This window comes from Halococcus sp. IIIV-5B, from assembly GCF_003602035.1.
GTDB classification, from domain to species: domain Archaea; phylum Halobacteriota; class Halobacteria; order Halobacteriales; family Halococcaceae; genus Halococcus; species Halococcus salsus.
On sequence record NZ_QZWE01000001.1, the window covers coordinates 296,930 to 319,516 of the forward strand.

A 22,587-nucleotide genomic window follows, 5' to 3' on the forward strand; every position below is an offset into this window, starting at 1 on the left:
TCTCCGAATCGCTCGACCCATTGCGGGTATTGATACTGTTCTGGTTGTTCTGGCTCTGGCCATCAGTGAGCGTTCTCTTCGTCTCTTCCGGTGACGAGGGACCAATTGAGTTCGGCTGGCGCTTGGAAAGTGCGGTATTCCCTGAGTAGCCTTTCGCTCATGCTCCATCCGGTTGTCTTCGTTCGAAGTAGTGCGGACGCTCTCGACAATTTCGCTGATCCGTCACATACAGCGGATCGACTTCCCGCTCCGACACGTTACACCTCGTATGTCAAAACTGCAAAGACATCATCATACCCTCGGACGTTGGTCAATTTCAGAGGTGGTTCAGTGATCCTGCGCGGCAGGAGTGGCGCACCCGAACCGAGCGTGACGGGCGCGACGGTGAGAACGATCTCGTCAAGGAGACCACGATCGTGGAATTGGCCGACGAGATCACCGCCTCCAACGAGCCAGATGTTCTTGCCGTCGGCGGCCTTCAGCATCTCTTCGTGAACAGGTGCAACATCCCCCTGTACGAAGCGAATGTCCACACCATCGACTATCGGTAATTCCCGGGTACTAAATACCCACGCTGGAACCTCATACGGCCACTGTTCAGGGTCCTCCAGCAGGTTTTCGTGCTCTGTGATCCACTCGTAGGTCGTCGAACCCATGGCCAAAGCACCCACCTGGTCTATGAAATGGGGATAGTCATCCTCCATACCCTCGATCTCACCGAACTGGAAGAGCCAGTCGAGTGAGTTCTCGTTATCGGCGAGATACCCGTCGATGCTCGTTGCTGTGTAGTACTGTGTCTTCATCGGTTTCGTCGCCGATTAGGGAAGCGTTCTATCGAGATAAAGGTTGCAAACCACACACCATGCGTTGTTTTGCGACCGTCGCTCCCAGTATCCGATCACACATATCCGAGAAAGTACGGCTTGGATTCATCGGTTACGACCCTATTCAGATCCACGTCGTGCAAGGAGGAAGTCCCGTGGTTTGACCGGATAAGCGTTCACAAGTGGTCCACAGTGATTCATCATCGTTATACGTGTGTGACTGTCATTCACACTTGGTGCCATGCCAGGGAACAACGGAGTCGGTCGAAATAGCGGGACAGAATCCTGCAGAAAATGTAAGAAAGGAATGGGAAGACCGTTCATCGGAGACGGGGTCTGCTACCACTGCCGTAGATAAATACCTCGAACCTCCCACTCCTATGCCCAATAACATGGCGTGAAACTGGGTACGAGCATTCTCGGATTTGGTGTAAGTCAATTACGGCGTTCGGTTCAAGATCACGTATCATGTGAGCCACATGGGAGGTTGATAACCATGCCCGATGAAACGCCATCGTATGCCAATCACGATCTGCCCGGGGTGTGGCGCAGAGACAGGGTATCACGAACGGAACTGGCGGCGGCCAGAGCAGTATACCCTCTCCTGTTCAGTGTGTAATCGCGTCATCTCTGTTTCGTAGATTCAGCGCTCTCACTGCGACTCAACCAGTCCATTTCTTGGCTCCGTTCTCAGTCGACTCGAATACTGCTCACCTGACGGCCCCATCGCCCGATAGTGCTGAGTCCGGCTACAGGGGTCTCAAAAACTGCCTTTCCTTCTCAAAGCTATGGGTTAGAGAGGAGGTCGTGGGCGGGCAGCATCGAGTTCGCGTGCAGATCCCTCAAGCCATGGGGCAAAAAATCCTCTATATGGACGAAGACGACGATAGACTCCAGACAGAGTTCGAGTGCGATGACTGCGGCGAGACCGTCGCTACCGAGGACAACAACCCACCGTTCAACTGCCCTCACTACGGTGGAGAACAGGGATTCACCGCTGTCTAATAACGAGACCGCAGTCCGATATTGGTAGGGCAGTGCGCTGAAATATCGAGGCAGGAGCTACGTGGGTGATGCCTGTAAGAACTGGGACAGCCCCACCTCAAGTCGTATAGTAAGCGCTCTGAGAGCATAATCCTCGCGTTTAGACAACATATCCGAGTGACAGTGAGGATGGGGTTCTCGATCGGCGGCAGTGAACTACCGCGCCCTACTCGCTCACCGCTGACGCCGTTCGCTCCTTGAGGGCGCGGCTTCCTGCCTCTACGACGCGCTTTGCAGATACGGGCGTATCCACAGGGAGCGCGGTCTCCACAGGCGTTGATTCGGAGTGAACCACTCCTATATGTTCCAGGCCGCGAGAAAGAATGTTCCATGCAGCGTTCGCGTCCCTGTCCGCCGTGAAACCGCACGAGGGACAGGAATGTTCGCGGACCCACAGCGGTTTGTCGGTCGAAACTCCACACGCGGCGCACTCTTTGGTAGTTCCCGCCGGTTCGACCGCCGCGAAGTGCGTCCCTTCACGCTCGCACTTGTATTCGAGCATGGAGAGGAACATTCGCCATGCCGCTGACGCGGTGTTCCGGCTGTTCGACGGGCTTTCGAGCATCCCACGAACATTCAGGTCCTCCACCGCTACGAGGTCGTACTCGGTGGCGTAGTGGTTCGACAACTTGTGGAGAAAGTCGCGGCGCTTCCGTTTCAGGTCGGCGTGGCACTCGGCTACCCGCCGCCGCTGACGTTCGTAGTTGGCCGACCCGTGTTGCTTCCGTGAGAGCGCGCGCTGTTCGCGTTCAAGTCGCTCACGTTCGTCCAACAGATCGGGCGATTCGACCGCCGCGCCGTCGGTGTCGTGAGCGTATTTCAGAATCCCCACGTCGATACCGACCACATTTTCCGGGTCGGTCGGTGGTTCGGGTGGCGCTCGGTCGAACTCGACGCCGAACGTGGCGAACCACTCGCCCATCGGTTCCTTCTTGAGCGCGACCTGCTTGAGTGCCGCATCGTCGGGTATCTCGCGGTGGAGTACAATCGGCACGTCGCCGAGCTTCGAGAGTGACAAAACAGTCCGACCGCCCTTCTTGTCGAGCTTGAAGCCGGACTGACTGTACGTGAACGAACGGAACTCTCGCGGCGGTTTCCACTTGAGAGCGCCGACGCGGTAGCCCTCCCGTTTCAGCGCGGAAAGGCCCTTGAGGTTGTCGAACAGCCGTTCTACGACCACCTGAAGCGTCCGCGAATACACGTCCGAAAGGCCGTCCCACCACTCCTTGAGGTCGGGTAGCTCCGACCGAAGCGCGGTCATGGACGGCAGTTCGCCGTGGTTCTCGCGGTACTCGCCGAGCCGGTGGCGGAAGTGGTTGTAAACCTGCCTACAAATGTCGCGGTGGCGGTCCAACTCCTCGCGCATGGCGTCGGATGGCGTGAGACGATACTTGTAGGCATAGTACATGGTTACTCCCGCTGGTTCTCGACATATTCCATGAGCACATCCAGAGACACCTGTCCCGTCGATACGAGACAGTACGAATCGGTCCAGAACGAGTCGCCCCACAGTTCGCTCTTGAGTTCATCCTCGTACTCGTTGCGGACGCGACGTGCAGTAGCGCCCTTGAGCGTGTTGATGAACTTCACGAGGTTCGTGGTCGGCTTCGCCCGGAACAGGATGTGCAGGTGGTCGTCGCCGCCGTCGAAGTTCGTGACTTCGACACCGTAGTTGTCCGCGAACCCGTTGATGACCTCGCCGATGAACGCGATTCGTTCTTCGGTTAGCACACCACGCCGATACTTCGTTGTGAGTATCAGGTGGTAGTGGAGCGAATACACCGAGTGCGCTCCTTTGTCGAGGTCGTACTGCATTGGGTTCACCGTATAGTATGCCACCCTACTGCATTAACCCTTTGACGGGAGCGCGATAGGGTGGTTGAACAGATGATGATGATGATGATGATGGGCGCTGTATCCCCTCCCTGCTCGCGCCTTCGGGGCTCGCTGAGGAAGGGGGATTAGCGCCCTACCTTTGAGCTAACTCGCTGTGTAGATCGTCGAGAGGGTGGATGCACCAGTCCGGAGTGATGCATCCATATCTCCAAGGGTCCCCCGCAAGAGCGCCGCGCATGGAAGTTCGCCGAGCTACTGCTCGCCGGAGTAGGGCTCTCAATAGAACGCTCGTTGGGCATTGACGAAGCGTGATCGGGGCCAACCCGGATTAGAGCGATTCGCAGGCTACGCCATCGTCGTCAGCGTCGAGACCCGACGGATCGCTGGAATCGCTATCGAGGACTTGCTGAGCGGGCTCCTGAGAGTCGAAGTCCGAACAGTCGTAGGGATCGCTCGCGTCGCCGCTCGGCGTCGGTGTCTCGACACCGCTACCACCATCGCTCTCGCCGTCGCCGGATCCGGATTCAGGCGTCGGTGTCGGGGTGGGCGTCGCGGTCTCCTCAGCCTCGAAATCCCACACTCCAACGTCGTTCGAGCGGGCCTCCTCTTCGGTGCTATCGAAGTCCTCGCGGAGCGAGAACGACGAGTCGTAGACCCGCGCATAGCCATCCTCGAGCAGCTGCTGGTTGAAATTGGAGTCATCCACGTAGATGTATACGAGCAGGCGACCGAAGCTCCCGCGGCGATCGCTCTCGTCGTCGGTCACCACGCGCACGGTCTCACCCTATAGTTGGTTGGTAGCGTACTCGCTGGCCTGCTGGCCCCAGTTGTAGAGGTGATCGCGTGCAGCCTGGGTGTTCGGGATGCCCTCGTATTCGTCGGGCGAGACATCGCCGAGTGAGGTCTCGGGGGTGTCGACACCGATGAATCGGATGGTGTCGGTCTCGCCACCCGCGAACTCAACCTCAACGGTGTCACCGTCGATCACGCGCGTGACCGTCGCCTGGCGAGCGTCACCCGAGACCCCGTCCGGTACTGATGCCTCGGGCTCCGGAGTGGGTGTCGCCGTTGGTGTTGCGGTCGGAGTCGGCGTCGGGGTCGCGGTCGGTGTTGGCGTGGCAGTTGGTGTCGGCGTAGGGGTAGGTGTTGCAGTCGGTGTCGGCGTCGCAGTCGGTGTTGGGGTTGGAGTCGCGGTGTCGGTCACCGTCACAGTTGATGTTGAAGTCCGAGTCTGTGGTGGTGTTTGTGTACTCGTCGATGTTCGAGTCGCTATTGAAGTCGCGGTTTGAGTAGGGGCTACAGTTGCCCCGGTAGTCGTCGAGGCACTCATCGTAGTTTCGGTGTCCGGTACCTCTGTTCGCTCTCCGCTGGCTTCATCAGTGGGTACGGCGGTGCCTCCTGAGCCCGGGTCGGTACCACTACAGCCCGCGAATGCAAGAACGACGACGAGAACGATCGAGAGTAGCGTTCGGTTCATCTGAATTAAAATAACGAAAGAGCCGAGAAAAAATGTTCGGGTGGCGTTAGCCGTCGGTGGGGTTTGCGTCGCGGTGATCTCCTGAGGCGGGAGTCGGAGCGGTCACTTCGAAGCAGCTGGGCGAAGCGTGGGGTTGTCCTAGATCGCCGCCTGCCGGTGCAAGCCGGTCCGATTTGTTCATTGCTCTGATACCGTACTTTGGTGCCTCGAGAACTATAGGCACCACTGAAGCACGGAAGAAGGCTCATCAGCATTTCCCGGAGTGAGGTGGTTTCCCTATCTCCCACCTCGCCGCTTCAGGCATGACCGCTTCATCTCAAGAGGGGTACCAGGATACCCCTTTACACCTCGACCCGTCGGCTGACAAGCTTGTATAACAGATCTCAGCAGCTCCGCCCTTATACGCTACTGTTTCAGCAGGCGCTAATACCACAGTCTTCAGGCTGTGGATACAGCGCCGTAAGCTCTCTTTCACTTTCAGTCCGCACACCGACCGCTTAACCCTTCGACCGCCCAATGTAGAGGTATCGGAGGCGGTCCATCCGCCACCCAATAAGACAGTATCCGACAACCCACCGAACACGGCGAACGACCTTCGCCGGGAGTTCTGTGGGCCGGTCAAAAAGGTACTCCCGAATCCGCCGACGAACGCTCCGAAGCCCGACGGAAACGCCGGGGACGGACGTTCCGAGGATAGGGATAACGGCTGCTTGGCACAGCCAGCGGTTGTCCGCTCCGCGATGGGTTCAATCCCCGACAAGGACGGTCCACCCGCGAACCTGAAACTCCCAAATCAGCGCGGTGCGGTGTGGGCGTGGGATTCCACGTCGTTCACGGCGTGGAGGATGTCAAGTGTATTCGTGTACACTGCCGGTCTTGTTCTCGAGGATGAAATCCCAATCGTAGTCGACCCCCAGTCCGGGCCCGTTTGGAACACTAACGCAGCCTTCACCGGTAATACTATCGAGTTCATCAGCGTAGTCGCCGAGATAGACTGGTGGCGTCGAGTTGGAGCAGTCGGGATGAACCAACGCGAGCTCGTAAAAATTGGTGTTTCGAGTCGCGGCGATGCAATGGCGCTGTGCAGGGCCAGGGGCGTGGAATTCCGTATCGAGTCCGAACCCCTCAGCCATTCGTACGACTTTCGTCGCGCCTGTGATTCCGCCATCGTACACCGGGTCGACTCGGACGAGGTCAGTTCCCTCATTCGCGACGAAGTCGGTCTTTGGCTCTAAGCCACGGATGTGTTCGGTTTGGAGGAGGGGTGTATCGAGCATCTGTCGTAGTTTTCGATGCGAATGCTGGCTGATGCCAGTATCTCTGTAGGGGTCCTCGTACCAGAAGAAGTTCTGTTCATCACATGCTTGTCCGACCCTGAGTGCGTCCATGAAGGTCTCGTACTCACACGCAGGGTCGATCATCAATGCCATTCGATCGCCAACACGTTCACCAACGGCAGTCACTAATTCGATTTCACGTTCGATATCACGGGCAGCGTCGCTTCCACTCCATGGGTGGATTTTGAACCCGGAGTACCCCATTTCGTAGCACTCTTCGGCAAAATCGGCGAAGGCACCGGGCGAGTCGAGCCCTCCCGCGTCGTCGGCGCTATAGGTTGAGGCATACGCTGGGATTTCCGTTCGGTATGTTCCGAGTAGCTCGTGGATCGGAGTTTCGTCCCGTTTGCCTGCGAGATCCCACAGGGCGATATCCAGTGGTCCAATCCCCATTCCATCGAACTTTCGAAGAGCACGTTTGAGCTCACTCCAGTGTTTCTCGCGCTCAAGAGGGTTCTTGCCGATCAAATAGTCCGCAATCATGTTGATCTGGGCTGCCCCCGGTGACGTTCCGCCAACGAACTCACCGTTCACGCCACTATCAGTCTCGATTCGAAGCGCGAAGGTCTTTCGTTCAAGTTCGTTACCCGGGTCATATCGGAGGTTAAACCCGTACTCATCCGTCCCAACGTCCGGAACGGTGTAGGCGAATTCCGTACTAACTATTCGCGTTATTTCTAAACCCATCCCCGGGACCAACAGAGAGTCGCCGGATAGGTTTTGCGGCGGGCGACTTTTGAGGCAGGCATAGCTGTCGGCTGAAAGTACATTCCCTTCAAGAGATGCATCTTCTCCTCCCAATTCGGAACTCACACTTAGATAGGATGTCGCTGAGAGAACCAAGTGAAAAGTCAAATGTCCAAAACGATCACCAACCGGTACTGTGTCAGCAACAGATAGCTCTGAGCGGTCGGTAGTGAGATTCCGGATGTATCTATTTCTCTCTATGGTTCTGCTCGGATGTTCACTGAAAAAATCGTCTGGAGGTGAAGAGATCCAGCTGATGAACCTGCTATCACTTTGGGGCCTCTACACATTGGTTGAGCTTAGCTCAAGTGATGACTCTATTCGGCTCCTGATCCGTATACACGCAGTTACTGTCGCCGGTTGCTCTTCGCTTCGCGGATGTCGCCACCGTCGCGTAGCATGTCGGGACAGTCAGGACATACTCGGACGGTATTCCATCCAGTCGGAGCGAACACACGAACATACTGTTGAGTCACGAACGCGCCACAATTGTCGCATTTTGGCATAGCTTCATGCTCTGCTTCTTTTACTTGACTGTGGTGGTCTTTCTTCATGCACGTGAGCCCATGGGGCCACCGCTCCCTGCGGATCTTACCAAACGCTAGGTCAGGGGTGTTGTTCTACTGTTTGGTAAGACTGCTTACCCGCTATCCCGAATTAGGGCGGAGGGACTGAAACTAGATGCGATAGAGCGACTTGGGGCGGTATCGCCAGTTATCATCTTCGCCCGACTAACAGCCAATGGTATAGTTTGATTGTAATGAATGTTTAGTATCTTGGATACACATAGCGTGTCATGGGATACGTTGTCAAGATGCCGAAGCTGGGTTTGGAGATGGACCAAGGGACGATTCTCGACTGGTACATCGATGAGGGGGATCCGATCGAAGAGGACGAACCGGTCGCCGAGATCGAATCTGAGAAGAGTGTTGCTGATATCGATGCCCGTGAAGGGGGTATTCTTCGGATGATCGAGATCGAAGAGGGTGCAACCGTTTCTCCAGGTACTCCTATCGCTATCATCGCAGGTGAAGATGAGGATATCGCCGACCTCGAGGCTGAATTCGAAAGAGAGGGGTCTTCAGAGTCTGCAGAGCCCGAAGCTGACGAAAGTGATACTACCGAACAATCAACGGCCTCAGACAATGGACAAGCGGCGAGTATAGATGATGGAGAGCAGGACGTAAGGGCCTCACCGAGGGCGGAGCGGCGTGCTGAGGAGCTCGGTGTGGACCTCGCTACTGTGAATGGTTCAGGGCCGCAAGGGGCAATCACTGCTGATGACGTCGAAAGCACCGGTGATGAACAGAGTGCAGACCAAGTGAGGGCTTCACCTCGGGCAAAGCAGCGTGCCGATGACCTCGGTGTCGACCTTAGTGAGGTAGATGGTTCGGGACCGCAGGGAGCGATCACAGCCGACGATGTTGAGGCTGTGAGTGAATCGGAACCAGCAACCGGCCGTACTTTCGCTGCACCGCGTGTTCGTCAGCTCGCACGGGAGCATGGGATCGACATCGAGAGTCTTGATGGATCTGGCACGAACGGACGAATTACCGAATCTGATGTACAGCTAGCGGCTGACGAGAGCGGCACCACCCAATCGAGAGATGAAGCATCCAAACCCTCGGCTGAAGCTCAGGCCGGACCCGCGGAACGTACTCTCCGGGAGGAGAGGGCGTTTGATGGCATGCGCCAAACTATTGCTGGCCGACTCAGCCAGAGCTATCAGAATGCGGTCCACGTCACCGAACACCGGGAGGTGGAGGTCGAAGCCTTCCTCGACGCTGTAGAGGCGGCTAAAGACGCGTTCGATACCGAGATTTCGATGCCTGACCTCCTCTTGCTCGCTCTCTCTGCCAGCCTCTCCGAACATCCTGGATTCAACGCGACTTTCGAGGACGATATGCATCGTCTCTACGAGGAGCACAACATCTCAGTCGCGGTTGATGTCGAAGCAGGCCTCATCACGCCGGTCGTCCCTAGTGTGAATGACAAGACCGTCGACGAGATCGCGACTCAGCGCCGAGAGCTGACGGAGAAGGCACTCTCTGGTGAGTACACGATGGACGATCTTCAAGGCGGAACGTTCACCGTGACGAACCTTGGGGTGTTGGGCGTCGAATCATTCGATCCGATAATCAACCCACCCCAAGTCGCGATCCTCGGTATCAACGCGATACAACAGCGTCCAGTTCCTGATGGAGACGAAGTTGCGTTCAGAAAGCATCTGCCACTCGATCTCTCTTTCGACCACCGAGTCGTTGATGGGGCGGACGCAGCACGCTTTCTCGAGACACTCACGAACTACATCGAGAATCCGATGGCGTTGCTCTTCAAATCGGTATAATTCGGAGGCTCCATTACGGGCGTCCTTTTCAGTTCCTTGGACACCAATAGCGAACTCAGCTCTAATAGAGTCTGGAGCGGGACGCCGAACGCCGGATTTACCGATTCTCAAATGAGTTCGAGACTAAAACCTCGTTTCCCGCTGCACGGTCGAACACTGCTTCGTACGAGATGAGTCGTGGACCATCGGGCACCGGGTAAAACTCAACAGTTTCGTTGGTGACCTCGAGTTCACGTTCGCCGTCGGCACCGATTACGGCATCATCCACCTCGACAGTCATTGAGCTCCCATCAGAGATGCGCTGAAAATCCGTGACAGCGAATTCGGTCGCGACACCAGGTGCGACGATCGCTCTCGCTGTACGATCACACGTCTCGACATCAGCAAGACGAAGCCCGATCGAACCAGGTTCGTCCGGGGCGAGCGAACCGAAAGCCCCTGCAACACCACTCAGACCGATCGCCGATAGACTCGCTCGGGAAACGATTCCGCCGAGTAGCTCATCCGGATCGAGTAACGCCCGCGTTCCAACGAACGAGCGATCGGAGAGTTCGACCGCTGCGAGTCCAGTCACCGAACGATCCGACTCGGTACGTGCTTCAACCATCTGATGGCAATAGGTGACCACCTCATCGTCGACAGCCCCGGTCGCAACGAGTGCTGCTGCGGCTCCAGCCACGGTTCCGTCGATAGCGGATGGAACGACATTGTTTGTGCCAGTGGATACCGAAAGGAGCGGAAGGTCGTCACATCCAAGCGCTACATCACGAGTCGTCCCGTCACCCCCGAGGACAATGAGTGCATCTGCGTGTGTCTGAAAACGCTCGGCAGCTCTGCGGGTATCTGCCGCTCTTCCAGTGGGAGACATATCGAGTAGATCGACAGAAACGTTCTCTGGTGCGTTCTCGACAACGCTCGCTGCGATTCCTGATTTGTCGGGCATTAGCGTTACCTCTGGTGGATCCGAGACGACGGTGAGCCCCGCAAGAACACATTCTGCAACGCGGCGCTTCGCGTGATTGTCGACGACGGTCGCTCCGCCGGTTAGCCGCCGGATGTCGCGACCCGCAGCAGGATTAACGATAATTCCAAGATGAGACACGAATCGCTAGCCTCAAGCGATTCGTTCGATAGCGTTGCGAACGTCGTCCGAATCCGGAAGCACCTCGCTTTCGAGCGATGGGCTGAACGGCATATGGGTATCCGGAACTCCAACTCGCTGGATCGGAGCATCGAGACTGTAGAAGGCATTTTCGACGGCTCGTGAGACCACTTCCGCTTGTGCCCCATAGGAGAGCGGGCTCTCTCCAGCAACAATCATTCGTCCCGTTTTGTTCAGACTCTCAACGATAGTATCCGTATCGAGAGGGTAGAGTGATCGGAGGTCAATCACCTCTACATCAGTCTCGCCGTCGAGTTCGTCGGCGACTGATAAGGACTCGCCAACGAGGCGCTGAGTCGCGACGACAGTGACATCTTCTCCATCTCGCTCGACGTTTGCTTCGCCGAGTGGGATGGTGAAGTCTTCATCGACCGGTACTTCCCCTTCTTGCTCGTAGATCATCTTGTTCTCGAAGAAGAACACTGGGTCGTCCGACCGGATTGCTGTCCGGAGCAAGCCTTTCGCGGCTGCAGGCGTTCCAGGTGTGACGGCCATCAGTCCCGGGAAGTGAGCGATCATCGTGTGAACGGTTCCGGAGTGTTGGCTCGCAGCGCCCATGCCACCCCCCTCGGTGGCACGCACCGTCACTGGCATCTCGATCTTGCCGCCAAACATATATCGCATCTTCGCCATCTGATTCATTATCTGCTCCATCGCGACGCCAATGAAATCCGAGAACATGAGTTCAGCAACGGGTCGCGACCCGGTCGCTGCTGCACCCGTCGCTGCACCGATGATTCCTGCCTCCGAAATCGGTGTATCACGTACTCGCTCGGGTCCGAACTGATTGTAGAGGTCTCCAGTCACATCGAGGACCCCTTCCATCACGCCGATGTCTTCGCCAACAAGGAAGACATCATCGTCCCGATTCATCTCCTCGCGCATGGTTTCCCTGATGGCCTCCCGGATCGTCATCGTTTCCGTCTCCTGAGCTTCGAGCTGTGCGCTCGCCATCAGAACCCACCTCCCCTGATGCCGCCATCGGCACGTGCGTTCGCTTGCTCTACAAACAGGTCGATGTCCGGCACTCGTTCTCCGAACATATCTTCGTATGCTTCTTCTGGGGATGGGTCATCTGCATCCATAGCGTACTCGAGAGCCTCCTCGATCTCCGTCTCGATGTCCGTTCGCATCTCTTCTAACTCCTCATCGGTGAGCTCATCGCGGTCGATGAGCCGTTCGGAGAATGCATCAATCGGGTCGCGCTTTCGCCACTCTTCGACCTCCTCTTCGTCGCGATAGAGCTCCTGGTCGCCTTCGAAGTGACCATGGAAGCGATAGGTATCTGCTTCGATGAACGTCGGACCAGCACCGTCCCGAGCCCGTTTCCGTGCTTCCTCGACGGCCTCGTTCACGGCAATAATATCCATCCCGTCGACATTGATACCCGGAATATCGTATGCCGCAGCTGTGTCACTGAGGTTCTCGACGTTGTGTTGGTCGCTAACCGGTGTTCCTTCGCCGTATTGGTTGTTCTCGACGAGGAATATCACAGGGAGGCTCCATGCAGAAGCCAGATTCACCGCTTCGTGTACTTGCCCTTGTGCGACAGCGCCATCTCCGCAAAACGAGAGTGCAACTCGGTCCTCGTCCTTTTGAGTGATGCTCAGTGCCGCGCCGGTTCCAAGCGGTGGGCCTGCACCAACGATCCCGTTCGCTCCAAGCATGTGCGAATCTACGTCGGCGATGTGCATCGACCCGCCCTTGCCGTTACAGTATCCTTCGCGCTTCCCAAACACTTCTGCCATCATCAACTTCGGATCGAGACCCTTCGCGATACAGTGGCCATGTCCTCGATGTGTGCTGGTAATGTAATCATCCTCTTCTAAGGCGGCACATGCTCCTACACCAACTGCCTCTTCACCGACGTAGAGGTGTACAAACCCCGGAATATCTCCGTCTGCAAAGTACTCCCCTACTTTGGTGTCGAACTCGCGGATCCTGAGCATCCGTTGCAGTGCTTCCTTTCGTCCGTCTTCTGCTTCGATATCGATTGCTGGCATTTGCGCGAAGACAAACGTAATGAAAGACCATAATTGTTGTGGCAGGTTATCACATATCGTGATCCGAGCAGCTCTCGGCGATTCGGATCGTGAACAAAAGGATTCTGATTTGAAGAACTGCTCATCTTCGGTGAGGAACGACGGAAACGTGGGGTGGCTGATCTCTGTTGTTGCGTTGATCTTCAGCGAGTGAATTTCGTGGACTTTCAATCTAGGCGTGTGTGGACGGATAATTCTGCGAGGCTATAGAGCAGACGACTCCCTGTTGGTTGCTTCGGCGCGTCGGTAGGCTCGATTGCTTCGAAACGGTCTACCAGAAGCTGCTTAGATACCCGATTCATGAACATTCACTACGAACGAGCGCTGCGAGCTCCATGCCAGACATGTCACACCTATTCTAGCTCCTGATGCTTATCGACTATTTCGACTTATAGTGGTAGACGTGCTTGATGAACGCCGATGTCGAACACTATCGGACCTCGATCCCCTCAGCTCGTCAGTCCGTGGCGGGGTCGGCTTGCTCGGAGTCTGCACTACGCCCACTCTCCCCTCGCGGGAGCCCGAAGACGGCCACGAGCGCACCAACCCCGATGACCGCCGATATGACGAATGCCGACGAGAGCCCGCTGGCTAGTGCAGCGGCCGCCCCCGCCGGTGGCGTGTTCGTCTCGAATAGGACGCGCTGGAGGTCACCGAGCGTCGACACGCCAGGGACGGCAGCGAGTTGTTCGCGTGCGAGCGTCGTGATCACGACACCGAGTATGGATACGCCCATTGCGCCGCCAAGCTGACGAAAAAACTGCTGGGAGGAGGTCGCGAGTCCCATCTGTTCAGTTCCAAGATGATTCTGGATGACAGTGAGCAACGGCGGCGTTACCGTCCCCATGCCGACACCCATGACGAACGCAACGATGACGATCACGATGAGCGACGTTGTGGGTGTCCAGAACGCTCCTGCGGCGAAACTCGCCACGATACAGGTTGTGCCGGCGACCGAGAGTCGGCGTTCGCCGATGCGTTCGGTTGCACGGCCCGCGAGCACACTCATGCCCGACCAACCGATCGAGATCGCCACGACCGCGATCGCCGAGCTGTTCGCGCCGCCGTGAACGCTCTGGACGAATAGCGGGATATACGTCAGCCCGGCGAAGACCACGAAGCTCGTGAGGAAGCCAGCGGTGATGGTAGCGAGGAAAGTTCGATCCCCGAACAGTGACAACGGAATGATCGGCTCCTTGGCCCGTCGTTCGGCGAGATAGAAGCCACCGAGCGCGGTGAGGCCGATCGCGACCGCGATGCCGGCAGTAAGCGGTCGCGTCGTGAGTAGTTCGAGGCCGACCAAGATCGTGCCGACCCCCACCGTGATGGTGAATGCGCCCGCATAGTCGATATCACCTGTAGCCGCACCCGTCGTCTCCTCGAGTGTGGTCGCAATGAACGCGACTGCAATGACCCCGACAGGGACGTTCACGTAAAAGACCCAGCGCCAGCCGAGCGTCGAGACGATCGCATAGCCAAGCGGCGGGCCAAGTACGCTCGCAACGCCCCAGACTGAACCGCCGAGCCCGATGGCCCAGCCGCGTCGTTCGGGCGGGTAGATCACGCCGAGGATGGTGTAAGGGAGCGCGAGCATCGCCCCACCACCGATACCTTGGATCGCACGGAAGGCGACGAGCTCGGCCATGCTGCCGGCCGCTCCCGAGAGCACGCTGCCGGCGACGAAGGTGGCTATCCCCACATAGAAGAGCCTCTTCCGACCGTAGGCGTCGGCCAGTCGACCGAACAACGGCATCGTCACTGCGGTAAACAGCATATACGAGGTGAACACCCATGGGTAGAGTTCGAGCCCACCGAGCGCGGTGACGATCGTCGGCATCGCGGTTGTCACGACGGTGCCGTCAACCGCGGCGAGGAAGATGCCGACCAGCACGCCGATGGTTGCAAATCGCCGTTCTCGTTCTTCCACAGATTAGGCCTCTCGGGATCTGTTGACCCTATCTGGTCGAACACTGCGTGTTCCGTGCACAGGGATGCTACTCGATATGTGTTCTTAAGCAGTGTGACCATTGAGATTCTCCCCGCCGTGAACGGCGAGGATTCCCTGCCGCAGTTGGGATCTGAAGGGCGAGGCTTTGCGCCTGCTTTTCTTGTAAGCGAGGGTTTACAGCTTACTCTGTGTCGCCGCCAGTCCGGCATCTACATCGATCTCATTACCCTGGGCCGCAAGCGCGTCACCGAGTGCCGCTATGACTGCGAGGACGTTCGCCGGTCGGGCGGAGCGACCCATACACCCAACCCGGAGCACGTCGCCAGCGAGGTCGCCGAGCCCGCCCGCGACTTCGATCCCGTGTTCGGAGAGCAGGTGATCGGTGATCGCCGCATCGTCGACGCCCTCGGGGAGCGCGACTGTGTTCAGGCTCGGAAGCCACGACTCGCTCGCGAGTTCGAGTCCCATCGCCTCGACGCCATCCCGCAGTGCTCCCGCAACCCGTTCGTGGCGCTCCCAGCATGCTTCGAGCCCCTCTTCGGCCACCAGTCGAAGCGCCTCGCGGAGCGCGTAGACGTTGGTGATCGGCGCCGTATGGTGGTACGCACGCTCTTCGCCCCAGTAGTCGGCGAGCAGCGAGAGATCCAGATACCACGACCGGACCGGGGCGTCGCGATTCGTGACTTTCTCGACAGCACGTTCGGAGAGGGTGAGCGGGCTCGCACCAGGCGGCGCGGAGAGACATTTCTGCGTCGCTGAATACGCCGCGTCGATCCCCCAGTCATCGACTCGGAGTTCGACCCCGCCGAGTGATGTCACGGTGTCCGCGATCGTGAGCGCGTCATAGTCGTGGGCGATCTCAGTGAGTGCTGGCACGTCCGGCTGGAGGACGCCAGTGCTGGTCTCAGCGTGAACGAATCCCACCACATCAGGGTCATGGGTTTCACACGCCGCGGCTACGTCGTCTGGATCGAGCGGCGCACCCCATGGAGCGTCGACGCGTTCGACCGAACCGCCAGCCCGCCGAACCATTGAGGCCATCCGGTCGCCGAAGTACCCGTTGTCCGGAACCAGAACCGTATCGTCGGGTTCAGTGAGATTCGCGATTGCGCTCTCCATCGCACCCGACCCTGTACCGCTCACTGGAATCGTGAACTCGTTGTCGGTTTGGAACGTGTACCGAAGCAGTTCTTGGACTTCGTCCATCAGGTCAACAAAGGCTGGATCCAGATGGCCGACCAGGGGTGTACTCATCGCTCGCCGTACGCGTGGGTGGACCTCGCTCGGACCGGGCCCCATCAATATTCGGTCGGGTGGTACGAGCTCGTCGATATCAGGTGCCTCCATATTACCGTCTAGGTGAGGTCAGGTAAAATGTGAACGACTTGAACCAGGTCTAGCCTTGAAAATGAGTTCTCGAAATCGGTCCTTCTCTGCGTGTTGCTAGGCTTGGTAAACGTGTTCTTCTCCAATCGTGTTGGCCCTTTCTCCGTTAGCTACCTCGCCAGCATGGCGAAGAATATCGATAGCTTTGCGGTCATCACCAGGCTCCTGTGCCTCAAAGGCCGCGGCTAGAGGAATCACGTCTCCCGAGAGAGCAGCTGAGCTGCGGTTCGACCTCGGCGAGATACCTCGTAACCATATGTCCGGTGGCCACGCCCGTTCCCATGCTCGCACCCGGAGGTACGTCTGCTCTTTGCGGCGGTGGATCGCCGACTCGAATAACGACCATTACAAGGAAGAATACAACTGGAATAAATATACGCTGAATTCGATCGACAATGGTTAGCCTTTAGCTTGCATTTCATCGGTGGTCTGGATGCTCAGAGTCGTCTTTCGCACCGATTCGACCGGAGTAATCGACCGCCTAGGGCGAGCAGTGGACGACATCAAGAGCATCGAACTCGACAACGCGTTCTACGTAGAGGATGGCACATGGATTGAGTCACTAACCATCACTGCTGAGACAGCATTTTCACCACCGGATCTCATAGCCAGTCAGCCTGAAATCGAGCTATTTCATCATACAACATTGCCAGACCGACATATCAAATCTTCGACATTTCCTGAGATTCGCGACTCTTCGGGAGACGTCATGGAGTAGGAACACGAGAATTCTATCGTTCAAATATAGTTAGAGAGCTTTACCTATTAGCGGTAGTGTAGGAGAGGTATCGTTGCTTCTTCTCCATTCTTCTTCACTTGCAACAGTGGTGTCTCTCACGCCAGTATGTGATGTAGTCTCTTGTTCGAATTCATACTCTAAAGCTGACGACTCTTACCTAACGCTTGAGGGGGCAATCTGTCTGAGTGTTTGGTAAGATTGTCTGGAGCAAAAGTACTTACTGAAGATGGGGAGTACCCAGATATGGGACAATGGAAACCGAAATGCATCAGCAGATGCACCTCCCAGATAGCGACGACTTAGAAGAATTCTTCTCGGAGTACGAATGGATCATATGTCTCTGGGGGTCGTCGGAAACCTGCTGTTCTTCGCTGGCAGTATCCTGTTCCTCTCCGAAGGACAATTACAGATGCTCGGTACATGGATGTTCATTGTCGGGTCGTGTCTCATGCTCGTTGGCTCAATGGGGAACGCGCTGGTCAAATACGTCCGAGACAGATGGTGAGATTCTCACTCCCCTCACTGCAAGTAAAGACAGGAGAGCACTCCCAACCGTAACTGGACCTACTGCATCTTACTCGAGCTAGTACGCGCGTTTCTCGCTGGCTGAGACAGCATCACAAAAGAGTTCGGACCCTTCGGGCCGGCCAAAGTTCAACCACGCACCCACGGGATGGGTGCAACTCAAGATGGCCTCCAACATACGGTCAATGCACACACTGATGACCTCCGTGCTGAGACGTCGTTGTGAACGTTCGGGTAGTTCATGGAGGTAGCCTCAAAAATTGGTACCCAATCAGGTTGTTGCTAGATGACTCGTCTTTCAAACCAGCGGTGGAGCTATTTCGCACTTGCTCTCGGTAGCGTAAGTTACGGATGTCTGACCTTCATCTGGTTTTTACTACCGGCGTTTCTTTCACCGATGATCGCTGACCTCGCTCTCACCGGCTGGCAAGCTGGGGTTCTGGTGGGAGCGATTCCCCTAACGTACATCCCACTATCACTAGTCAGTGGACTCACGATCGACAGGGTTGGTCCGCGATGGGGGATCGGAATCGGGTTGTTCATCTTTGGGCTCGCTGGTGCCTGTAGAGGGCTCGCTGCAGGATTCCCATCGATGTTCGTGTTGACATTACTCGTTGGCGCGGGTGCAACCGGAATCACCTTTGGTCTCCCGAAGCTCGTCGCAGCCCTGTTTCCGGCCCAGCAGGTCGGCTCCGCCTCAACGGTCTACGTTCTTGGTTCATATGCTGGGTCCTCCGGAGCATTCGCTGTCGGTCGACCCATCTTGGGCCCTGTGTTTGGTGGCTGGCGGCCCGTCTTCATCTGGAGTGGTCTTGTTGTCGTCGCGTTCGCTTTCATTTGGTTTGTCGGGACACTTCGTGTGGAGTTTCGAATGGATGGTGAGGGGCGGACTTTCTCCGTCCATTCATTTACTACGGACGCCAGGCAAGTGTTTTCAAGCCGGAACATGGTCTTGCTCGTCATCGTTGGAGTCGCATATTTACTGGTCAACCATGGACTACAGGGCTGGCTTGTGACGATCTTCGAAACGCGAGGTTTTCGACCTGTACTTGCAGGATTGACGACGACCGTTCTCGTTGCCGGTCAGGTCGTCGGGGCGCTCTCGATTCCGCTGCTCTCGGATCGACTCTCGGCTCGGCGTCCGGCAGTCGTATTTGCAGGACTGCTCGTCACTGGTGGAACGCTCCTCTTGCTGGCATCCAGATCGACACTCTTGCTCGCAGCTGGTGGGGTCGCCATCGTCGGAATCGGTCTCGGTGGCATAGGACCGCTCATCCGCACGATTCCGGTCGAAATCAAAGAGATCGGCCCCGAATTGACGGCAACGGCAGTAGGGATTATCTTTGCTGTGGGTGAGATCGGAGGGTTCCTCGGGCCGTTTCTCGTCGGTTCGCTTCACGATGCGACCGATTCATTCGCTCCTGGTCTGGCGATAGTTGCTATGGGTGGGGTTGTGATCGCCGTTACAGGGTGGCAGATATCGGGACTTGGTTCGTGAGACGAGCGTGCTCAAAGCCATGTTTGTATATCCTTTCCGCCCTGAAGAGCGAGGCTTTGCGCCTGTCTTTCGCGTTAACGGCGATAGTCTCAGCTCACCCCTCGTGTAAAACTGTCTTAGCGGCGATTCTCCACGATAGCTGAGATCGCTATTGAAGTGTTCTGTGAAGGCTGTGACGGCGCTTATAGGCGTGTTCGGTTCAACCGGGAAACCTCCTGATTTTGTCCGACAGCAAGGTATATCGGCAGTCGACAACAGGCAAACACGATGGACATCGTGTGTTCAGTCGACAAGGCCGTCGAACAAGTCGATACGGGTGACACTGTCGGAGTCGGTGGCTTCGTCGCCGTTGGTTTGCCAGAGTACCTCCTTGAGGCACTGGGAACTCGCTACGGTGAGACCGGAACTCCGGGTGACCTTACGCTGTATCACCCCGCCGCCGAAGGCGACCGTCAGGGACGGGGAGTCTCGCATCTCGCCCGTGACGGGATGCTCGAACGCGTCATCGGAAGCCACTGGGGGTTCGTTCCGCAGCTGATGGAACGCATCGCTGCGGGTGACGTTGAGGCATACAATTTCCCGTTCGGGGCGATGGACCACCTGCTCCGTGACACAGCTGCCGGCAAACCTGGGACGATCACGAATGTCGGATTGCGGACGTTTGTCGATCCGCGACAGGATGGAGGTAAGGCAAACGACGCCACGACCGAAGACCTCATCGAGGTTATGGAGTTCGACGGCGAAGAGTACTTGTTCTACCGTTCTATCCCGCTCGACGTAGCCCTCGTGCGTGGGACCACAGCCGACGAGAACGGGAACATCTCGATGGAACGAGAGGCGTTGAAGGCGAATATGCTTGCGACGGCACAGGCTGCACACAACTCCGGAGGAACGGTCATTGCACAGGTCGAGCGCGTAACCGAAGCGGGGACGCTCTCTCCGCGCGAGGTGGACCTCCCAGGTGTTCTCGTGGATACAGTGGTTGATGCTCCGTCGTCCCACCACCGCCAGACGTATGGCGAAGACTACAGTGGTGCACTGAGCGGTGAAATTCGAGTCCCCGAGAGCGACAACGCTGAAAATTGGCCAGTACTCACCGAACGAAAGGTTATCGCACGCCGTGCGGCAATGGAACTGGTTCCGGATGCTGTTGTCAACCTCGGGGTTGGGGTTCCGGAACTGATCCCGGCGGTCGCAACCGAAGGTGGTGTCGGCGATGAGATCACACAAACCGTCGAAGCAGGTCCTGTCGGTGGGTCACCGTCAGGTGGTATCAATTTCGGGACGGCTGTCGACCACGATGCACTTGTCAGTTCGCCCGAACAGTTCGACTTCTACGATGGGGGTGGGCTGGATATCGGGTTCCTCGGGATGGCACAGATCGATGCTGCTGGCAACGTCAACGTCAGCCGCTTCGGGGCCGACATCCCGGGCTGTGGAGGGTTTATCAACATCACACAGAACGCTGAGCAGGTGGTATTCTGTGGAACGCTCACGGCAGGGAACCTCGACGTCGCTGTTGGCGACGGCGAGATAGAGATTCGAGGTGAGGGAACGAACAGTAAGTTCGTCGAGCAGGTCGAGCAGATAACGTTCAGTGGCGAACACGCTGTCGAGATTGACCAGCCAATCACGTACGTCACCGAGCGGGCAGTCTTTGAACTGACTGACTCGGGCCTTGTGTTGGTTGAAGTCGCCCCGGGAATCGACATCGAGAGGGAGGTGCTCGGGGAGATGGGATTTGATCCGATCGTCGCCGATGAGGTTTCAGAGATGCCGCAGGCGCTGTTCGAGGAATCGGCGTTCGCGCTTCGCAGCCATGTCAAGTGAGGCGTTGCTCCTAGTTGGGATAAGGGCACGATGGTAAAGATGCGGATGTCGGTACGGACTATTCGCGGGAGATCGGTTAGCCCGCTCCGAGAACCAGTGGCGGGCTCGGATCTCGCCAACCGGTTCTTTTCCGATACCACGTTCGGCGTCGATGAGCTGCGAGACACAATGCTCGACAGGGGGCAACATCAACGACGATATCGGACCGGTGGCGTGGCGTGAGTCGATGAATTTGTGCCGGAACAGGTCTATGGGTGTCGATGCAGTGGGCGGCACTGACGGCTTCTGAGTAGTCATTGCTGGTCCTTTTGGGACCGTCATCTGGCAAAGACACGGCGCCGATAGACTACGATGTTCTCGATCGGCTAGGTCACCGACTTTCGGGGAGCGAGCGGTTCGAAAGCGTGGAGTATCGGCCGGATTGTGCGCCGAATTCCGTCGTGCTCAGCTTTGACCTCGGATACTTCCCAGTTGAAGTTGAAAGAGCCTCCCTCCAGATCCGCTGGGACGAGAACAACGATTTCAGTTTCCAGTACACCGAGCACTGGAAGGATGGTGATCACTGGGAGTGTCGATGGGACTGCCACCCGAACACGCACAGTGCCCGAGAGCACTTTTATTCACCGCCGGATGTAGCGCCTCCTGGAACCGATGAACCCTACTCGGAGGACTGGCGCGACGTAACTGTGGGCATCCTTGGAAAACTGGACGCTCGTATCATGGGTCTCTGGGAATGAGTGATCAGATAACTCCTCCCCACCGGTGCCGTCAACGTCACTTCACGAACGCAGTTGGGTCCGAGAGTCAGCACGCCCAGTGCTGGGCAATCTACATCGACTCCGTCCTACAGATGAGGTTCAAATCTCATCAGTAGAGGCCACGCTCTTCGTAGACTTCCGCAGCCTCACGAACATGCGCTGCGTTGAGCGTGGCGTCATATTCTGTTTCGAGTTCATCCGCGATCTCAAGGAGTTTCCCTTTCTCAGCCCCGCTCGGCCGGAGTGCGTTGTAGATCTCGAGGATTCGGTCGTCGGGGATCAACGTGAGTTCGGCCGCACGCCGAAAATTCTGGGCGAGTTGCGTTCGACCCGCCTCCTCGGCGATCTGGGCTTGGCTTTCGAGAGTTTCGGGCGCGATATCCAGATCCTCGCCATCGATTTCGCCTTCGACGATCTTCTCAAGCGAGATGTCCGAGAGTTTGGTTCCGCTCTGTGTTTCGACGTTGTCAGGGTTCTCACCCAGGGGATAGTTCGTATCGTTCGACATAGTTACTCGAATCGTACCTCCATTTCGACCGGGTCGCGGTCGTCGCGATACTCCATCTCCTTTATGTGCCAGAGCGCCGCGAACGCCTGGTACTTCGGTCGGGCCATCGGATCGTTTCCGACAGGTACTGGCTCCGGCGATTCGCCTTTCGCATACCGTGCCGCGTTCCGTCCGATCGCCCGAAAGGTTTCGAGGTCGATCGAGGGCGCCTGTGGGAAGAGTTCGAGATTACTGAGCGGTACCAGATCACGCTGATGAATTAGCGTTGTTCCTCGCGTCTGGATACCAATGGCGATACCTGAACCGCTGAGCTTCGCCCCTCGGAGACCAATGACGCCGAGATCGAGGCTATCGTAAAAACGTACGACTCGCGAGGTAATCCCCTCTTCCTCGATTCCGGCCATCATTTCTCTGAGTACGTTTGCGTGCTTGACTCCGGCGAGGGTCTCATCTTTCATCTCGTTGAACCCCGCACTGATTGAGATCACCACCTCGTCGTCATTCGTGCCTGTTTCGGCGGGACCCGTATCGGCGAGTACCAATCGCCGTTCCGTTGTCTGTTGTTGTGCTTTTGCCATC

At 57.1% G+C, this 22,587-nt stretch carries 20 protein-coding genes and 2 pseudogenes; 8 read left to right on the plus strand and 14 right to left on the minus strand.

Translation table 11 applies throughout. The annotated features are described in order from the left end of the window. Positions 1-257: 257 nt before the first annotated feature. The gene (locus tag D3261_RS01350) at positions 258-803 is read right to left on the minus strand and encodes a dihydrofolate reductase family protein (RefSeq protein WP_120067947.1); all 546 of its coding nucleotides are present in this window, start codon (positions 801-803) and stop codon (positions 258-260) included. 891 nt (positions 804-1,694) lie between these two features. On the opposite strand from D3261_RS01350, the gene D3261_RS20805 reads away from it, so the two are divergent. Beyond that, positions 1,695-1,829 (plus strand): hypothetical protein, encoded by a 135-nt coding sequence (locus D3261_RS20805; protein WP_255409172.1) that lies wholly within the window; start codon positions 1,695-1,697, stop codon positions 1,827-1,829. 205 nt (positions 1,830-2,034) lie between these two features. Here D3261_RS20805 and D3261_RS01355 read toward each other — a convergent pair whose 3' ends face one another. From D3261_RS01355 to D3261_RS20545, 4 genes are all read right to left on the minus strand, one after another. Then, the gene (locus tag D3261_RS01355; RefSeq protein ID WP_120067949.1) at positions 2,035-3,276 is read right to left on the minus strand and encodes an RNA-guided endonuclease TnpB family protein; all 1,242 of its coding nucleotides are present in this window, start codon (positions 3,274-3,276) and stop codon (positions 2,035-2,037) included. Between the two features lie 2 nt (positions 3,277-3,278). Then, on the minus strand, positions 3,279-3,683 hold the full coding sequence (tnpA, locus tag D3261_RS01360) for an IS200/IS605 family transposase (RefSeq protein WP_120067951.1): 405 nt from the start codon (positions 3,681-3,683) through the stop codon (positions 3,279-3,281). 349 nt (positions 3,684-4,032) lie between these two features. Beyond that, positions 4,033-4,470, minus strand: a complete 438-nt coding sequence (locus tag D3261_RS01365) for a thermonuclease family protein (protein WP_233553806.1) — start codon at positions 4,468-4,470, stop codon at positions 4,033-4,035. An 18-nt stretch (positions 4,471-4,488) separates the two neighbouring features. Further along, entirely contained in the window at positions 4,489-4,692 is a 204-nt protein-coding gene (locus D3261_RS20545) for a hypothetical protein (RefSeq protein WP_233553807.1), read from the minus strand. Positions 4,693-4,696: 4 nt separating this feature from the next. Between D3261_RS20545 and D3261_RS19885 the strand changes: the two genes are divergently transcribed. Further along, complete coding sequence (locus tag D3261_RS19885; RefSeq protein WP_158589320.1) at positions 4,697-4,993, plus strand: hypothetical protein; 297 nt, start codon at positions 4,697-4,699, stop codon at positions 4,991-4,993. Between the two features lie 1,036 nt (positions 4,994-6,029). Here D3261_RS19885 and D3261_RS01375 read toward each other — a convergent pair. After that, positions 6,030-7,205 (minus strand): enolase C-terminal domain-like protein, encoded by a 1,176-nt coding sequence (locus D3261_RS01375; RefSeq protein ID WP_120067952.1) that lies wholly within the window; start codon positions 7,203-7,205, stop codon positions 6,030-6,032. A gap of 856 nt (positions 7,206-8,061) precedes the next feature. Here D3261_RS01375 and D3261_RS01385 point away from each other — a divergent pair. Then, a complete protein-coding gene (locus tag D3261_RS01385) occupies positions 8,062-9,612 on the plus strand; it encodes a 2-oxo acid dehydrogenase subunit E2 (protein WP_120067956.1) in 1,551 nt (516 codons plus the stop codon). A gap of 97 nt (positions 9,613-9,709) precedes the next feature. Here the strand turns inward: D3261_RS01385 and D3261_RS01390 are convergent, their stop codons facing one another. From D3261_RS01390 to D3261_RS20975, 6 genes and pseudogenes are all read right to left on the minus strand, one after another. After that, positions 9,710-10,714 (minus strand): NAD(+)/NADH kinase, encoded by a 1,005-nt coding sequence (locus D3261_RS01390; protein ID WP_120067957.1) that lies wholly within the window; start codon positions 10,712-10,714, stop codon positions 9,710-9,712. A 12-nt stretch (positions 10,715-10,726) separates the two neighbouring features. Continuing rightward, a complete protein-coding gene (locus tag D3261_RS01395) occupies positions 10,727-11,728 on the minus strand; it encodes an alpha-ketoacid dehydrogenase subunit beta (RefSeq protein ID WP_120067959.1) in 1,002 nt (333 codons plus the stop codon). Further along, on the minus strand, positions 11,728-12,777 hold the full coding sequence (locus D3261_RS01400) for a thiamine pyrophosphate-dependent dehydrogenase E1 component subunit alpha (protein ID WP_120067961.1): 1,050 nt from the start codon (positions 12,775-12,777) through the stop codon (positions 11,728-11,730). Before D3261_RS01400 ends, D3261_RS01395 begins: the two co-directional genes overlap by 1 nt. Positions 12,778-13,273: 496 nt before the next feature. After that, complete coding sequence (locus D3261_RS01405) at positions 13,274-14,743, minus strand: MDR family MFS transporter (protein WP_120067962.1); 1,470 nt, start codon at positions 14,741-14,743, stop codon at positions 13,274-13,276. Between the two features lie 195 nt (positions 14,744-14,938). After that, positions 14,939-16,111, minus strand: coding sequence for an alanine--glyoxylate aminotransferase family protein (locus tag D3261_RS01410; protein WP_120067964.1), 1,173 nt, complete (start codon positions 16,109-16,111; stop codon positions 14,939-14,941). Positions 16,112-16,210: 99 nt separating this feature from the next. Beyond that, positions 16,211-16,363 (minus strand): annotated as a pseudogene (locus D3261_RS20975) (cell division control protein Cdc6); the annotation flags it as partial. Between the two features lie 220 nt (positions 16,364-16,583). Between D3261_RS20975 and D3261_RS20980 the strand changes: the two are divergent. The 5 genes and pseudogenes from D3261_RS20980 to D3261_RS01440 all read left to right on the plus strand — a co-directional run. Beyond that, a pseudogene (locus D3261_RS20980) lies at positions 16,584-16,725 on the plus strand (helix-turn-helix domain-containing protein); the annotation flags it as partial. A 498-nt stretch (positions 16,726-17,223) separates the two neighbouring features. Further along, positions 17,224-17,394, plus strand: a complete 171-nt coding sequence (locus D3261_RS01425; RefSeq protein WP_233553808.1) for a YrhK family protein — start codon at positions 17,224-17,226, stop codon at positions 17,392-17,394. Between the two features lie 306 nt (positions 17,395-17,700). Then, positions 17,701-18,912, plus strand: a complete 1,212-nt coding sequence (locus D3261_RS01430) for a CynX/NimT family MFS transporter (protein WP_120067967.1) — start codon at positions 17,701-17,703, stop codon at positions 18,910-18,912. Positions 18,913-19,179: 267 nt separating this feature from the next. Further along, complete coding sequence (locus D3261_RS01435; RefSeq protein ID WP_120067968.1) at positions 19,180-20,742, plus strand: acyl CoA:acetate/3-ketoacid CoA transferase; 1,563 nt, start codon at positions 19,180-19,182, stop codon at positions 20,740-20,742. A 440-nt stretch (positions 20,743-21,182) separates the two neighbouring features. Beyond that, a complete protein-coding gene (locus tag D3261_RS01440; protein ID WP_233553809.1) occupies positions 21,183-21,479 on the plus strand; it encodes a hypothetical protein in 297 nt (98 codons plus the stop codon). Between the two features lie 130 nt (positions 21,480-21,609). Here D3261_RS01440 and D3261_RS01445 read toward each other — a convergent pair whose 3' ends face one another. Together D3261_RS01445 and D3261_RS01450 are read right to left on the minus strand one after the other, a co-directional pair. Continuing rightward, positions 21,610-22,008 carry a diol dehydratase small subunit gene (locus tag D3261_RS01445; protein ID WP_120067970.1) on the minus strand — a complete coding sequence of 133 codons (399 nt, stop codon included), beginning with the start codon at positions 22,006-22,008 and terminating at the stop codon, positions 21,610-21,612. Between the two features lie 2 nt (positions 22,009-22,010). Then, positions 22,011-22,586, minus strand: a complete 576-nt coding sequence (locus D3261_RS01450; RefSeq protein WP_120067971.1) for a propanediol/glycerol family dehydratase medium subunit — start codon at positions 22,584-22,586, stop codon at positions 22,011-22,013. Position 22,587: the final 1 nt, after the last annotated feature.

Excerpts from the sequence above, each read along its gene's own strand:
- D3261_RS01350 (WP_120067947.1), bottom strand. The coding sequence starts at position 803 with ATGAAGACACAGTACTACACAGCAACGAGCATCGACGGGTATCTCGCC.
- D3261_RS01395 (WP_120067959.1), bottom strand. The coding sequence starts at position 11,728 with ATGGCGAGCGCACAGCTCGAAGCTCAGGAGACGGAAACGATGACGATC.
- tnpA (WP_120067951.1), bottom strand. The coding sequence starts at position 3,683 with ATGCAGTACGACCTCGACAAAGGAGCGCACTCGGTGTATTCGCTCCAC.
- D3261_RS20805 (WP_255409172.1), top strand. The coding sequence starts at position 1,695 with ATGGACGAAGACGACGATAGACTCCAGACAGAGTTCGAGTGCGATGAC.
- D3261_RS01430 (WP_120067967.1), top strand. The coding sequence starts at position 17,701 with ATGACTCGTCTTTCAAACCAGCGGTGGAGCTATTTCGCACTTGCTCTC.
- D3261_RS01435 (WP_120067968.1), top strand. The coding sequence starts at position 19,180 with ATGGACATCGTGTGTTCAGTCGACAAGGCCGTCGAACAAGTCGATACG.
- D3261_RS01410 (WP_120067964.1), bottom strand. The coding sequence starts at position 16,111 with ATGGAGGCACCTGATATCGACGAGCTCGTACCACCCGACCGAATATTG.
- D3261_RS01445 (WP_120067970.1), bottom strand. The coding sequence starts at position 22,008 with ATGTCGAACGATACGAACTATCCCCTGGGTGAGAACCCTGACAACGTC.
- D3261_RS01400 (WP_120067961.1), bottom strand. The coding sequence starts at position 12,777 with ATGCCAGCAATCGATATCGAAGCAGAAGACGGACGAAAGGAAGCACTG.
- D3261_RS01450 (WP_120067971.1), bottom strand. The coding sequence starts at position 22,586 with ATGGCAAAAGCACAACAACAGACAACGGAACGGCGATTGGTACTCGCC.
- D3261_RS01385 (WP_120067956.1), top strand. The coding sequence starts at position 8,062 with ATGGGATACGTTGTCAAGATGCCGAAGCTGGGTTTGGAGATGGACCAA.
- D3261_RS01355 (WP_120067949.1), bottom strand. The coding sequence starts at position 3,276 with ATGTACTATGCCTACAAGTATCGTCTCACGCCATCCGACGCCATGCGC.
- D3261_RS01375 (WP_120067952.1), bottom strand. The coding sequence starts at position 7,205 with ATGGGTTTAGAAATAACGCGAATAGTTAGTACGGAATTCGCCTACACC.
- D3261_RS01425 (WP_233553808.1), top strand. The coding sequence starts at position 17,224 with ATGTCTCTGGGGGTCGTCGGAAACCTGCTGTTCTTCGCTGGCAGTATC.